Source organism: Streptomyces sp. NPDC008125 (genome assembly GCF_042957125.1).
Taxonomy (GTDB): Bacteria; Actinomycetota; Actinomycetes; order Streptomycetales; family Streptomycetaceae; genus Streptomyces.
In genome coordinates this window covers 311,287-323,906 of sequence record NZ_JBIBHR010000006.1, presented here as the reverse complement: position 1 = coordinate 323,906, position 12,620 = coordinate 311,287, and the positions used below count along the sequence as shown (strand labels likewise).

At 71.1% G+C, this 12,620-nt stretch carries 12 protein-coding genes and 1 pseudogene; 9 read left to right on the top strand and 4 right to left on the bottom strand.

What is annotated here, in order from left to right:
- Positions 1-647: 647 nt before the first annotated feature.
- From ACFZAX_RS13185 to ACFZAX_RS13165, 5 genes and pseudogenes are all read left to right on the top strand, one after another.
- Positions 648-1,148 (top strand): annotated as a pseudogene (locus ACFZAX_RS13185) (endo alpha-1,4 polygalactosaminidase); the annotation flags it as partial.
- Between the two features lie 91 nt (positions 1,149-1,239).
- On the top strand, positions 1,240-1,611 hold the full coding sequence (locus ACFZAX_RS13180; RefSeq protein WP_390961314.1) for a hypothetical protein: 372 nt from the start codon (positions 1,240-1,242) through the stop codon (positions 1,609-1,611).
- 10 nt (positions 1,612-1,621) lie between these two features.
- Positions 1,622-3,205 (top strand): peptidoglycan-binding protein, encoded by a 1,584-nt coding sequence (locus ACFZAX_RS13175; RefSeq protein ID WP_390961313.1) that lies wholly within the window; start codon positions 1,622-1,624, stop codon positions 3,203-3,205.
- Between the two features lie 100 nt (positions 3,206-3,305).
- Positions 3,306-3,698 carry a protease inhibitor I42 family protein gene (locus tag ACFZAX_RS13170; protein WP_390961312.1) on the top strand — a complete coding sequence of 131 codons (393 nt, stop codon included), beginning with the start codon at positions 3,306-3,308 and terminating at the stop codon, positions 3,696-3,698.
- 46 nt (positions 3,699-3,744) lie between these two features.
- Entirely contained in the window at positions 3,745-4,155 is a 411-nt protein-coding gene (locus ACFZAX_RS13165) for a hypothetical protein (protein WP_390961311.1), read from the top strand.
- Between the two features lie 56 nt (positions 4,156-4,211).
- On the opposite strand, the gene ACFZAX_RS13160 is transcribed toward ACFZAX_RS13165, so the two are convergent.
- Positions 4,212-5,165, bottom strand: coding sequence for a helix-turn-helix domain-containing protein (locus ACFZAX_RS13160; RefSeq protein ID WP_390961310.1), 954 nt, complete (start codon positions 5,163-5,165; stop codon positions 4,212-4,214).
- 575 nt (positions 5,166-5,740) lie between these two features.
- Between ACFZAX_RS13160 and ACFZAX_RS13155 the strand changes: the two genes are divergently transcribed.
- The gene (locus ACFZAX_RS13155; protein WP_390961308.1) at positions 5,741-6,019 is read left to right on the top strand and encodes a hypothetical protein; all 279 of its coding nucleotides are present in this window, start codon (positions 5,741-5,743) and stop codon (positions 6,017-6,019) included.
- A 118-nt stretch (positions 6,020-6,137) separates the two neighbouring features.
- Here the strand turns inward: ACFZAX_RS13155 and ACFZAX_RS13150 are convergent, their stop codons facing one another.
- The 3 genes from ACFZAX_RS13150 to ACFZAX_RS13140 all read right to left on the bottom strand — a co-directional run bounded on the left by ACFZAX_RS13150 (position 6,138) and on the right by ACFZAX_RS13140 (position 9,649).
- Positions 6,138-6,548 (bottom strand): ATP-binding protein, encoded by a 411-nt coding sequence (locus ACFZAX_RS13150; RefSeq protein WP_390961307.1) that lies wholly within the window; start codon positions 6,546-6,548, stop codon positions 6,138-6,140.
- Between the two features lie 267 nt (positions 6,549-6,815).
- Positions 6,816-7,754 (bottom strand): aldo/keto reductase, encoded by a 939-nt coding sequence (locus ACFZAX_RS13145; RefSeq protein WP_390961305.1) that lies wholly within the window; start codon positions 7,752-7,754, stop codon positions 6,816-6,818.
- Positions 7,751-9,649, bottom strand: a complete 1,899-nt coding sequence (locus ACFZAX_RS13140; protein WP_390961303.1) for a hypothetical protein — start codon at positions 9,647-9,649, stop codon at positions 7,751-7,753. The genes ACFZAX_RS13145 and ACFZAX_RS13140 overlap by 4 nt, the downstream gene beginning before the upstream one ends.
- Positions 9,650-9,810: 161 nt before the next feature.
- Between ACFZAX_RS13140 and ACFZAX_RS13135 the strand changes: the two genes are divergently transcribed.
- From ACFZAX_RS13135 to ACFZAX_RS13125, 3 genes are all read left to right on the top strand, one after another.
- Complete coding sequence (locus tag ACFZAX_RS13135; RefSeq protein WP_390961302.1) at positions 9,811-10,638, top strand: amidohydrolase family protein; 828 nt, start codon at positions 9,811-9,813, stop codon at positions 10,636-10,638.
- 95 nt (positions 10,639-10,733) lie between these two features.
- Positions 10,734-11,720 carry an acetylxylan esterase gene (locus ACFZAX_RS13130; RefSeq protein ID WP_390961300.1) on the top strand — a complete coding sequence of 329 codons (987 nt, stop codon included), beginning with the start codon at positions 10,734-10,736 and terminating at the stop codon, positions 11,718-11,720.
- Positions 11,721-11,824: 104 nt separating this feature from the next.
- Positions 11,825-12,556, top strand: a complete 732-nt coding sequence (locus tag ACFZAX_RS13125; RefSeq protein ID WP_390961299.1) for an FCD domain-containing protein — start codon at positions 11,825-11,827, stop codon at positions 12,554-12,556.
- The last annotated feature ends 64 nt before the right edge of the window (positions 12,557-12,620 follow it).

Below are 12,620 nucleotides of genomic sequence, written 5' to 3'. Positions count from 1 at the left end.
GCCTCTGATCGTTTCGCCCGGCATGGTGGTTCCGGGGTGGGTTTCCGGTGCATACGGGTCACGCCCCGAGGCGGCATCGAAGAGGGGTGGGGCGCGTCATCGCGCGGGTGGCCGAAAGGTTGCGGTCGTCCCGGCGGCTTCCTCCGCGCGGGAGGTGCGCCCCTCGGGCGTGCGATGTCGTACTCCGGGAGAACACCCACCAGGGGTGGAATGACAACTTCCGTTCCTGGCAGCGGATTTGCTGATCTCTGAAAGCCGCCGGTGCGTCGTCGCGTGCAGGTCTGGACCACTGGCGGCGACGTGGACGGACCGGTGTCGTCCGCATGGTGGCTGGTCCTTGCGGTGCACGGCTGACAGCGCTTTCGGGGGCGGCAGGTGGGGCCTCTCGGGTGGCCGTCGAAGAGGCTGAAGCGGGAGATCGGGGGCGGGCGGGTATCGGCATTTTTCCGCCAAGTGCCCCTGCATGAGCACGAAAGCCACACAGATCCCTCACTATGAGTGCGACGGATGCGTGACGACCGGCTTCTGAGGGGGACGCCGGCGTCGCGACAGGGGGTGCGTCCGCTCCACAGCTGTGCCCGGAGCCGTACCAACCCCTGCCCGGGGAGGGGAAACACCACCGCACGAAGCGGACCATACGCACGGCCGTGTTCACGGCCTCGCCGAAGCCGGGCCGGCCCAGCCCTTCGGCGTCCGCCAAGGGCGGCTCCACCGGCCCGGCCCGGCCCACCGGCCGGTGGCGTCAGAGGCCGGGGCTTGACTGGCAGTGGCAGCTCGACGGCCGGGCGGACCAGTCGGTGGACGTGGCCGTCCACGACATCGACGGCTTCGAGAACTCCGCCGCCGACGTGGACCGCCTGCACCGGGCCGGCCGCAAGGTGATCTGCTACATCAACGTCGGTGCCTGGGAGGACTTCCGGCCGGACAAGGCCGCCTTCCCCGCGTCGGTGCTGGGCTCCGGCGACGACTGGGACGGCGAACGCCGGCTGGACGTCCGGCAGATCGCGGTGCTGCGGCCGATCATGGCCAAGCGGTTCGACATGTGCCGCGCCAAGGGGTTCGACGCGGTCGAACCGGACCTCGTCGAGGCGTACAGCAACGACAGCGGCTTCGACCTCACGCAGGCCGCGGAGCGGGTGATGTCGAGGAGCTGTGTGCGGGGGATGGAAGCGGCCTTCCCCCGCACGGCGAGTGCTAGCCTGCCTGCGGTCATAATCGAACACGTACGGGGGAGACGCGGTGGGGTTCGACGGCTACCAGGTCAAAGCGGGGATGACCGGTCAGGCTCAGCAACTCGACGAAGCCGGCACGGACATGGACGGCGTCAGCTCGGCCGTCAAGGCCCGCACGACGTACGCGTACGACGATGCGGGCGGCAGCGACGCGGCGTCGGCGCTCAACGCGTTCGCCAAGGCGTGGGAGGCGGAGTCCAAGAACCTGGCGTCGGCGCTGCACGAGCTCGGTGGCAAGGTGCAGCTGGCCAAGAAGTCCTACAGCGGTGCCGAAGGCCTGGTGAAGACGCGCATGGACAGTGTTCCCGCCGACGGCGCGAGCGGCACGACAGGGCCGTCGACGCAGGGCGGCCACACCTCGTCCCTGTCGAGCTACTGAGGTCGGGCCGGTGTCTCTCTTCCCCTCTCCTTTCGACTCCCCTTCGGTCCGCCTCGCGACGCTGGCCGCCCTCTCCAAGAAGCTGCTGGGCGCCGGGAGCAAGAACGAGGTCCTCGACCTGATCGGCCAAGCCCTCGCCGTGCCCGAACCGGGCGGCGATCCGGGGACTCTGGAAAGCCTGGCGAACCTCTACCGCGGCCAAGTGGGACCCCTCAGCAGTGTGTACGACCGGGTCGACCGGGTGGGCCGCAAAGGCATTCCGGAGGTGTGGGTCGGTGACACGAGCGTCCTCGCCTCCGACGCGGTGAACGCGGCCGGGCGGTCCGTGACCCGGATGAGCGAAACGTTCCACGGCTGCGCGACGGTCCTGCTGACGCTGGCCGACGCCATCGGCGCCGCGCAGCGCAAGGACGAGCAGGGCCGCGGGCAGCTGCTGGAACAGAAGCAGACGCTCGGCGGCAAGGACGGGTTCTTCGACGACCTGCACGAGAACGACGACGAGGAGTGGGACCGCAAGAACGCCGCACACTTCGGCTCCTCCGCGGTCGACCTGATGCACTCCGCCGTCTCCGAGGCGCAGGAGGCCACCCGCGTCGCGGCCCGGGACCTGAACAAGTGGGCCGCCGAGGCACGGGCCGGGAAGATGGGGACCAGCGAACTCACCGCCGTCGACAAGCTGATGCTCGCCGACACCGGTGTCGCGGGCGCCGACACCGAGCTGAACGAGATCCTCACGGCCGGCGATCTGGAGCGTGCGTCGACGCGCATGGACCAGCTGAGTCTCGACGACGAGACCGCCATGGAACGGATGCTGGCGGACTCGGACAGCCCGCAGGAACGGGCCTATCTGATGAAGGCGCTGGCCGCGGGCCACAGCGTCGACGAGATCGAGAGGTTCCAGGACAAGATCCACGGCAAGGACCCCGACTGGATGCGCCGGCACCTCACCCCGGTGGTCACCGCCGGGGACAGCATGGACGACGAAGGCCTGGCGCCGGACGGTTCGAACAACAACAAGGACTCCGTCGCGTTCGACGGCCAGCTGTGGATCCAGGGCGGCGACGGCTCCGAGGGCACCTGCGTGGCCTCGTCCACCGTCACCTCCCGCGCCATGGTCGACCCGCTGTACGCGCTCGAACTCACCGGCGGCCCGGACGGGCAGCAGGACGACCCCGACGCCTTCCGGCAGCGGCTGGTGGAGGAGCAGCACCGGCTGCACACCGAGGGCGACGGCGGCGAGAAATGGGGCGGCATGGGGTCCGAGGGGCAGGAACGGATCAACGACTCGACCGTCGGCCGGGCCACCGGCAGCGACTACCAGCGCCAGGACCTGGACAACGCCACCGACCGCAGGGCGGTCCTCACCGAAGTCGAGAAGTCGGTGGCGCAGGGGCGGCCGGTGCCGGTCGACGTCTCGGGCAAGGAGGGCGCCCACGCGATGACCATCATCGCCCAGGAAGGTGACATGCTTCAGGTGTACAACCCTTGGGGCGAGACCACTTGGGTCAGCGAGGACGACTTCATCAACGGCCACATGGGCAAGGCTTCCAACAGTGATCTCCCCAATGCGTACAGCGTCTATCTTCCGCGGTGACCGGGGCGGTGCCGCGGTCGCGGCCGTCGCGCTCCTCGCCTTCGGCGCCGCGGGATGCGACTCGGGCGGCGACGAACCGGGCGGTGTCACGAGCCATTCCGTGAGAGACACCAGTATCACGGCCGAACCGGGCGAGCGTTTCTCCCTCACCGTCGACCAGAACGCCTCCACCCGCGAATACTGGTACCTGGTCGACCCCGGGCCCGACAGCGCGGTGCTGGCCGACCGCGGGAAGGAGTACGCGTCGGACTCCGGCGACGAGCCGAAGCCCGGTGCCGGGGGCAAGCTCACCTTCACCTTCGAGGCCAAGGGCAAGGGGACCACCCGGTTCACGCTGCTGCACTGCACGTTCACCACGTGCCGGGGCAACACCTCCACCCAGCCGCCGGAGTCGCCCGGCCCCCTTGCCACCCCGACGGCGGGGACGGCCTCCCCTTCCTCGTCCCCCTCCCCGGCTCCCGAGCGCATCACCTACACCGTCACCGTCAACTGACCCGCAGCGGACCAGCCAGCTGGGACGAGATAGCCGAGGCCCCGCCATGAACGACGCCCCCCACCCGCCGAACCTCGACGACGACGAGCTGGCCCGGCTCGACATCACCGTCCTGCTCCGTTACGGCCTCACCGCCGCACCAGGCCCCCGGCGCACCGCCCTGATCGGCGACGGTGCCGCGGCCGCGGCCGTCGTCCTGGACCGCCTCCGCACCGAGCCGCGCTCGGTCGCCTTCCTCGCCGACACCGTGCGCGCCGGGGGACTCGCCCGTGCGGCCGAGCTGCCCGAGCCCGTGCCCGGCCGGGAGGCGGCGGCCCTCGTGCACGAATGGCTGCGCACCGGCGCCGAACTCGTGGGCGGGGTCGCCGCCGACGACACCGCGGCGACCTGGCTGCGCGCCGTCGCGACCATCATCGAACTGAAGCAGCTGACCCGGGCGCGCGGCCAGAACACCTGAGCACCCGCCCCGAGCACGGGCGCCGGGGCACGGGCGGGGCGACTCCCCGCACTTTCTCAGCCGCGGGTGCGAAGGGTCGCCGCGGGGGTCGTGCCGTAGAGCTGTCGGTACGCGGCCGCGAAGCGACCGACGTGCGGGAATCCCCAACGCGCGGCTACCTGAGTCACGGTGGCCGTGCCGGGGTCGGCGCTCTTCAGTTCGTGGTGCGCGCGGGTGACGCGCACCTGGCGCAGGTAGCCGAGCGGGCTCGTGTCGGAGTGCCGGCTGAAGGCGTACTGCACGGCACGCGGGGTCACGAACGCGGCGGCGGCGATGTCGGCCAGGCCTATGGCGCGATGGGCGTTCTCTTCGATGAAGATCCTGGCCCGGCGCAAGGTGTCGGTGTGGGCGTCATGACTGTCGATGCGATGGCACTCCTCCCGGTACGCGGTGCTGGGGAGCGCGGCCAGGGCGACAGCGGCCAGATGCTGGGTGGCGGTGGCGACGACGAGTGGGTCCGGAGGGGTGGGCCCTGTCAGAACCTGGTCGCGGAGGAAGGCCACGGTGCTGCCCAGCCGACGGTTGGCGCCGACGTCGTGCGCGCGCTGACCGGTGAGACGGACCGGCCCCGGGGCGGAGTGCGCGCCCGCGGCGGCCACCTGGTCGAGCACCGCCGGGTCGAACATGGAGATGGTGTAGCGCGCGGAGTGGAGGGCGCCGGTGTAGGGGCGGTCGGGAGGGGCGACGAGGAAGGTCTCACCGGCGCCGTAGACCTCGTGGCGTCCGTCGGTGGTGTCCACCATGCTGCCGCTGTGCACGGTGATCAGACAGACCTGGCCCAGAGGGTTGGCGGTGTAGGACATGGTGTAACCGAAGGTGAGGCGGTCGACGGTCAGGCCTTCGGCAGCGGTCCGCACGATGCTCGTCTGCGTGTCGCTGGGCCGGCCGCCGATCCGCATCGGCGTGTAGGCGCGCGACAAGAACTCCTCCGTCGCTTCCAGGCTTCTGCTGTCGAAACGCTCCGTGTTCATGTATGCCTCTCCCTGCGCGCTTCGGCGCGACATTCCCGCCTCAGCGTACGACGCCGCCGCACGCGGCTCGTGGGCGCTGCCGACCTGGCGCGGGGCCCAGCGGTGACCGCTCGGGAACACCGGCCCGTGAGCGGCGGTCTCCTCCACGGGCCGTCCCGTGGTGACGACGGGTGTGCGACTCCGGCTACGGCACTCGCCGCACTGCCGGAATGCCCGCGTACATCCCGTGTGCGCACGGCCCTCCGCCGTGCGAAGCGCCGCATCCGATGCCGCACACCGGCCCGTCAGAAAGTACGGGGAAGGGCCTTCAGGGTCGGAAAACGAAGTGCCGAAGCCTCTGCCGCGAAACACCGGTCACCAAGAGCGGAGACGTGGGTGTGCGGCGGGAGGGCGAGGGCATTCGTCGGGGCGGGCGGCCCACCGCGGCAGGGCCGCCCGTGCCATCCACGCACCGAGAGAGGTTTGCAGTGCTCACAGCTCATACCGCCCGGCACAGCAGTGGGCGGGCCGAGGTCACGGCGTACCAGGATGTACACGGTGGTAGTTGCGTGCTGTACGCGCGGGGAGTTTTCGACATGGCCACCACTGGGGTTCTCGAAGAAGCCATGGGCCGGGCGCGGGTTCCCCGCATCGTGATCGATTGTTCCGCCGTCACCTTCGCCGACCTGGCCTTTCTGCGCGCTCTGTCCGGCTGCGGATCTCAGGACACGCGCATGGACGTGGTCGCGCCGTCCCTGGCCGTACGCCGCCTCCTCGACGCCACGGAAACCACCAGCCGCTTCCTCGCGGCGGAAGATTCTCGTTCAGTGTCATGGAGTACTCCGGCGCGGACGCCGTGCGCACCGGCGAACTGAACGCCTGACATGCCAGGGTCCGCGCCGGAAGGACGACGTCGGATTCCTCCCGCGGGGGGACGACGGACGCACGCGCTTCGACGACCGGTCCGGGCCGCCGGATCCACGGCGGAAAGCGTCAGGAGAGAGGAAGGACGGCTTCGATACTCTTTCCGGTGTCGGTCGGGGTCACCGACAGGCTCTTCGTCAGGCGGACGGCCATGGGCCAGCCGTAACCACCCACGGTGTACCGGCCGGGGGTGCGTGAGCGGGTGACGGGAAGCTCGGTACTTCCATCCGCGACCGACAGGAACAACTCGTCGCCCTCGATCCGCGCGGAGAACGCGGTGAGCCCCCCGCCGTGCAGGTACGCGTTGGTGACCAGCTCGGACGTCACCAGCAGGGCATCGGCCCACGCGACGCCCTCCCGGCGGTCGTCGCCGGAAACGAACTGCTCACTGAGCAGTGCCTCGACCTGCTCGCGGGCGTCGGCCGCGCTCGCCGGGAGGGCGGCGCCGGCGACAAGGACGCTTGCGGTTTCCCCGCTCACACCGCCTCCACTCTGTCGGTAAGGTCTCGCCGCTCCCATATGCCCACCGATCCCGGAAGTACGCAGGTCGTCGGCCATCCCGTGACCGGAATTCCCCGAGCGGTGATCCCTGTCGGGTACCCCGGGGACGGCGAGGGGCGGCCCGCCCACCGGCCCCGAAGCCGTCGGCATCACTGTACGTGGGGGCCCGGCGGACGGGGCCGGCCCCCACGCTCGCGGGAATCACGCCACCGGTTCCGCAGCGCCACCGCCGCTCGCCCGGCGGTGTCACGCGTGGCCGGGCACCAGCTCCGGCGGTACGAAACCCGACTCGCCCAGCCGCCGCCACAACGCGTCCGGGACGGGGAACCGTGACGCCGCCGCGTTCGCCGTCACCTCGGCGGCCGACCGGCAGCCGACGACGACCGACGCGACCGCCGGATGCAGGGAGGGGAACTGGATCGCCGCCGCGGCGAGCGGCACCCCGTACTCCGCGCACAGGTCACGGCACCGCCGCGCGCGGGCCAGGGCCTGCTCGGGAACGGGACGGTAGTTGAACATCGCGCCGGGGGAGGGGTCGGCGAGGAGACCGGTGTTGAAGACCCCACCGACGACGACCGAGGTGCCGGTCCTCGCGCACAGCGGCAGCAGCGTTTCCAGCGCGTCGTGGTCCAGGAGCGAGAACCGGCCCGCGACGAGGACGACGTCCACGTCGAACTCCCCCACGTACGCGGCGAGCGGCGCACTGTTGTTCATGCCGAACCCGATCGCCCGCACCAGCCCTTCGTCCCGCAGCCGGCGCAGCGCCGGGTAGGCCGTGCGCCGGACCTCCTCCGGGAAGGCGTCCGCGTCGTGCAGATAGAGGATGTCGACCGACGACCGGCCCAGGCGGTCCAGGCTCGACTCCAGGGACGCGCGGACGCCGGACTCCGTCCAGTCCGTGACGACCTCGCCCGGCGAGCCGTCGGGCTTCGGCCGCAGCAGCCAGCCCGTCTTCGTGGAGATCAGCGGCGCCGTGACGCCCGCCGGAGCCAGCAAGCGGCCGAGCCTGTCCTCGGCCTGGCCGTGCCCGTAGCGCGGTGCCGTGTCGAAGTACGTGATCCCCTCGCGGGCCGCGGCCTCCAGCGTGGCCGCCGCGTCCGCCTCGGTCACCTCCTCGAACAGGCCTCCCAGCGGGGCGGTTCCGATGCCCAGGCGGGGCAGGTCGAAGGGCAGCCGGCCGGTCATCGCGCCTCCTCCCGGAACGGGGTGCCGCAGGTGGGCCGGGTGCCGCGCAGGGTCATCGTCAAGGTCAGCCGCACCTGGGTGCCTCCGGGCAGTTCCACGCGGCAGCAGGGGCTGCCCACGTCCTCGACGGGTCCGTCGTCGACCTGCGCGGTGTGCACGGTGTGCTCGGCGAACGCGCCCGCCTGCACCACCAGCGAGCGCGCGGTGCCACCGAGGTTGACCAGTTCCACGACGGTGTGCCCGGGGCGGATGTCGGAGACGAGCGCCGCGACATCCGCAGGCAGTCCCGGCCGCTGCCCAACCGCGTCGAAGTAACGCAGATGCATGTGGGTGAGGCCCCCGTTGTAGAGCACCTGGGGGGAGCCGGTGGTCAGCTGCAGCAGCGCCTCCGTGACCACGGGGTTGAGGTTCTGCCAGTGGTGGATGTCGAGAACGCCGGGGCCCACCGCCGGGTCCACCGTGTCGTTCTCGATGGCCTCGACGCGCTCGGCGCAGGAGTCGAGGGCACTGCGCAGCATGCGCTCGGGGAAGCCGGGGTTGCGGCCCTGGAGGAACTCGTACCACGGCTCCTCGTGACCGGCCTCGTCCTTGATGCGCTGGGTGTGCACCGTCGCCCAGTCCCAGCCGGCTCCCGCACGCAGCCGCTCGATCCGTTCCTGGTCCTGATCCTCTCGGCTGAAATGCCACAGAGAGAGCGGAAGTTGGCCCGGCATGACGGTGAAGTCGAACCAGCCGGAGTCGTTGTGCCGCTGCGGGACCATCAGCGTCCGGTCGGCGTCCATCCCACGCAGATGCGGGTCCCAGCGTTCGCCGAGGGTGCCCCGGCCGTCGGCGCCGCGCTGCTCGCCCTGCCGCAGTACGGCGTCGAGCGGGTTGCGGGCCAGGTCGAGACAGGACGAATCCCCGGTCACCAGGGCCGCGTTGGAGGCACCGACGAGGGTGGCGCTGCCTACGGGGGAGAGGCCGTGCGGCCAGGACCAGCCGTAGTGCGCGCCGTACCACCGGCCGCCCAGGTACTCGCCGACCTTGCCGCTGAGGCCGGCGTTGTCGGGAACGACGTCGTGTCCGTCGAGCCGCTCCCGCCAGGCGCCGACGTACTCGGCCACCCAGTCCGCGTAGCGCTGCTCGCCGCCGAGGAGGAAGGCGTTCGTGGCCAGCCCCGTCGCGGCCAGATTGACGATCGTGTCACCGCGGCCCATCCGGTCCCACATCGCGCGTCCGTAGGAGCGGGCGCGGTCGGGGTCGGCCGCGAGCCGGTCGAAGGACGTCACGTCGTCCATCGCGTCGAGCGGCAGCCCGTACGGGCGCAGGGCGAGGCTCCAGGGGAAGTACGGTTCCTCGTCGCTGAATCCCTCGCGCGGCCCCGCCGATCCGTTGTGCGGTGCGCGCACGACCCGGTGCTCCGGGTCGTAGTTCGGTCCGCCGGGCAGGTAGAGATCGGCGAAACTGTATGCCAGTTCGCGTAGTTGGTGGTCTTCGGGGTCGGCCAGGCAGAGGCCGTAGAAGAGCAACAGGCCCTCGCCCTGGTGGAACCAGTCGTAGCCGCGCTCCAACCCGTCTTGGAGCATGCCCATCTCGGTGAGCTGCGCGGACACGCCGCTCCAGTGCCGCCGTGCCGCCGTCAGGAGATCCGCGCTGCCGCCGAGCAGGTACAGCGTGGGCCAGTTGAAGAACGGCTCGTAGAAGTCGTCCACGCCGTCGCGGCCGTCAGGGCCCACGCCCAGCGTGTCCCGGAAGACGAGGCGGCCGTCGTCCTCGGTGTAGCGATCGGAGAAGAGCCGCCACGCCGCGTCCTGACGGGCGAACAACTCCCGCTGGAGCGAAGCCCAGCGGGGTACTTCGGCAAGGGTGCGGGTCGCCCTGAGACGGGGGCCCGGCGCGGCGGCTGCCGTCATCGCCCCACCCCTTCACACGAGTTCGAGCCACTGGTCCGTCGGTCCCTGGACATCAAGAACATCCGCCCTTCACAATCGACCATCGATAGCCGATGGTTAGACTCACCGGCGCGAGTCGGCCTGTCAATACTCGGGAACGGCACCTCAGGAGGATCCCGACCGTGATCGACTGCCATGTGCACCTGTGGGACCCGGCGCGGGGATTCCCATGGATACGCCCGGGAAGCGACCATCACCGGGCGTTTCGCATCGAGGACCTGGAAGCTTCGACGCGGGACGCCGCGCTGACCGGCGCGATCCTGGTCGAGGGGTCCCGCGGTGACGCCGGCGAGACGCTCGACCTGCGCACATGGCGGACCATCCGCCCCGACCTCGTCGCGGGGTACGTCGGAAACCTGCACGTCCACGGCGACGACGGCCCCCGGCGCTTCCGAGCCCTGCTGGCCGAGCTGGGCGACACCCGCCCGAACGGCATGCGCCTGGGCGGGGCGAGCTGGGCGGACTGCCCGGAGTCCGCCCGCGCCCTGGTACCGGAACTCGCCGCCGCAGGCGTGGTGCTGGAGCTCAATCTGGGCTCCGGGGCGCTCCGGGCCGCAGCCGGGGTGGCCGCCCTGCACCCGGAACTCACCGTGGTCGTCGACCATCTCGGCAACCCGCCGAACCTCCGTTCGGACCCCGGGGACTGGTACCGGGACCTGGAGCGGGCCGCCTCGGCGCCGAACGTGGTCGTCAAGATCTCCGGTCTGCTCACCCAGCAGCACGGCGTACCGCCCGAGCGGATCGCGGAGCTGGTCGGCCACGTGGTGGACGCGGTCGGGCCCGGCCGGTGCCTGGTCGGCTCCGACTGGCCGGTCTGCCTGCCGCGCGGCAGCCGCGCCGACTCCCTGGAGCTTTCCTGCCTCGGGCTCGGCCGCCTCCCGGGCGACGAGCGCCGACGCGTCCTGCACTCCAACGCCGTCCGGGTGTACGGCCTCGGACTTCGTGACTGACACCCCTCGAACCCCCCCGACCCGATTCCTTCGATGACCGACAGACGACGACAACTGCATGGGCCCACCGGCCCCGACCACAGCGGAGATGCGACATGGCCTTGTTCGACCTGCCCCTGGACGAGCTGGAGCGGTACCGCCCGGCTCTGCACGAGCCCGACGACTTCGACGCGTTCTGGCGGGAAACCCTGGACGAACAGAGAGGCTTCGCCCCCACCGCGACCTTCGAGCCGGTCCACAACGGCCTCGCCACCATCGACACGTACGACGTGACGTTCGCCGGATACGGCGGCCACCCCGTACGCGGCTGGCTGCACCTGCCCGTCACCCGCTCCGGACCGCTGCCCGCCGTCGTGGAATACCTGGGGTACGGCAGCGGGCGCGGCGCCCCGCACGAGAAGCGGCTGTGGGCCTGCGCGGGTTACGCGCACTTCGTGATGGACACCCGGGGGCAGGGCGCCGAGACCCCCGACCCCGATCCGGCCTCCGGCGACATCGCCGCGCCCGGCTTCCTGACCCGCGGTGTGCTCGACCCGCGGCGCTACTTCTACCGTCGGGTGTACACCGACGCCGTACGCGCGGTGGCCGCCGTACGCACGCACCCCTCGGTCGACCCCACGCGAGTCGTGGTCACCGGAACCAGCCAGGGCGGCGGCATCGCGCTGGCCGCGGCGGGCCTGGTCCCGGACCTCGTGGCGGCCATGCCGGACGTGCCGTTCCTCTGCCACTTCCCGCGCGCCACCACGATCACCGACAAGCCGCCGTTCGCCGAAGTCACCCAGTTCGTGAAGCTGCACAGGGAGCACGCGGGCACGGTCGCCCGTACGCTGGCGTACTTCGACGGCGTCAGCCTGGCCCGCAGGGCGAACGCGCCGGCCCTGTTCTCGGTCGGGCTGATGGACCACATCTGCCCGCCCTCGACGGGGTACGCGGCGTTCAACCACTACGGCGCAGAAGGCGGGGTCGACCAGACGGACAAGCACATACGCGCCTATCCGTTCAACGACCACGAGGGCGGAGGCCCCACGCACGAGGTCGTGAAACTCGACTGGCTGGCCAAGCAGCTGGACGGCCCGGCCTGATGGGCTGGGGCCATTCCTCGTGCACCCTCCATCTAGATTCCATCGATAGACGATGAGCACGTACCATGACACCACTGGTTCACCCGTCGCAGGATTGGGAATTCATGGCATCGACCGCGTCGGCTGGATTCGTCTCCACGCTGGCCACGAACAAGGACCGGTTCCGCAAGACCCTGATCTCGGATCAGGTCTACGAACTGCTCCGCCAGGCCGTCGTCGACGGCGACCTCGGACCGAACGAGCGCGTGGTCGAGTCGGAGATCGCCCGGCGCCTGGGGGTGAGCCAGGCTCCGGTGCGCGAGGCCGTCAAGCGCCTGGCCCGTGAGGGCCTGCTCATGCACGTCCCGCGCCGCGGCCACTTCGTCGTCGAGATCTCCGCGCAGGACGCCGAGTACGCCCGGCAGGTGCGCGAACCGCTGGAGCGGCTCGCCGCGCGGCTCGCCACCGAACACCTCACCGACGACCACCTCCGCGAACTCGACGCGCTGGTCGACCGGATGCGGGACGCCGTCGCCGCGAACGACGTGAGCCTCTTCCGCGACGCCGACATCGAGTTCCACACCCTGGTCAGCCGGATCGCGGGCAACCCGTTCCTGGCGCGGATGTGGGAGGTCATCGAGCCGAGCCTGCGGACCCTGCGGGCCATCTCCGACCCCCTCTTCGAGGGTGACTGGAGCGCGATGGCGGAAGAGCACGGCCGGCTCGTCGGACTGCTGCGGTCGCGTGACGCCGAGTCGGCGGCCGAAGCGTTCGCCGACCACGCGGCCGGCCGCGGACCGGTTCCGGACGCGCGAGGGACGAAGACGAAACCGCGCGGGGCCGCAGCCGAGAAGTGAGCGAAACCCCCGCAAGAGGGCCCGAGCCGGACATCCGGCTCGGGCCCTCTTGCGTCAGGGAGCG

What these genes read in the sequence shown, in the direction of transcription:
- ACFZAX_RS13160 (WP_390961310.1), bottom strand. Translation starts at nt 5,165, where the DNA reads ATGAACACGGAGCGTTTCGACAGCAGAAGCCTGGAAGCGACGGAGGAG.
- ACFZAX_RS13130 (WP_390961300.1), top strand. Translation starts at nt 10,734, where the DNA reads ATGGCCTTGTTCGACCTGCCCCTGGACGAGCTGGAGCGGTACCGCCCG.
- ACFZAX_RS13140 (WP_390961303.1), bottom strand. Translation starts at nt 9,649, where the DNA reads ATGACGGCAGCCGCCGCGCCGGGCCCCCGTCTCAGGGCGACCCGCACC.
- ACFZAX_RS13165 (WP_390961311.1), top strand. Translation starts at nt 3,745, where the DNA reads ATGAACGACGCCCCCCACCCGCCGAACCTCGACGACGACGAGCTGGCC.
- ACFZAX_RS13125 (WP_390961299.1), top strand. Translation starts at nt 11,825, where the DNA reads ATGGCATCGACCGCGTCGGCTGGATTCGTCTCCACGCTGGCCACGAAC.
- ACFZAX_RS13145 (WP_390961305.1), bottom strand. Translation starts at nt 7,754, where the DNA reads ATGACCGGCCGGCTGCCCTTCGACCTGCCCCGCCTGGGCATCGGAACC.
- ACFZAX_RS13155 (WP_390961308.1), top strand. Translation starts at nt 5,741, where the DNA reads ATGGCCACCACTGGGGTTCTCGAAGAAGCCATGGGCCGGGCGCGGGTT.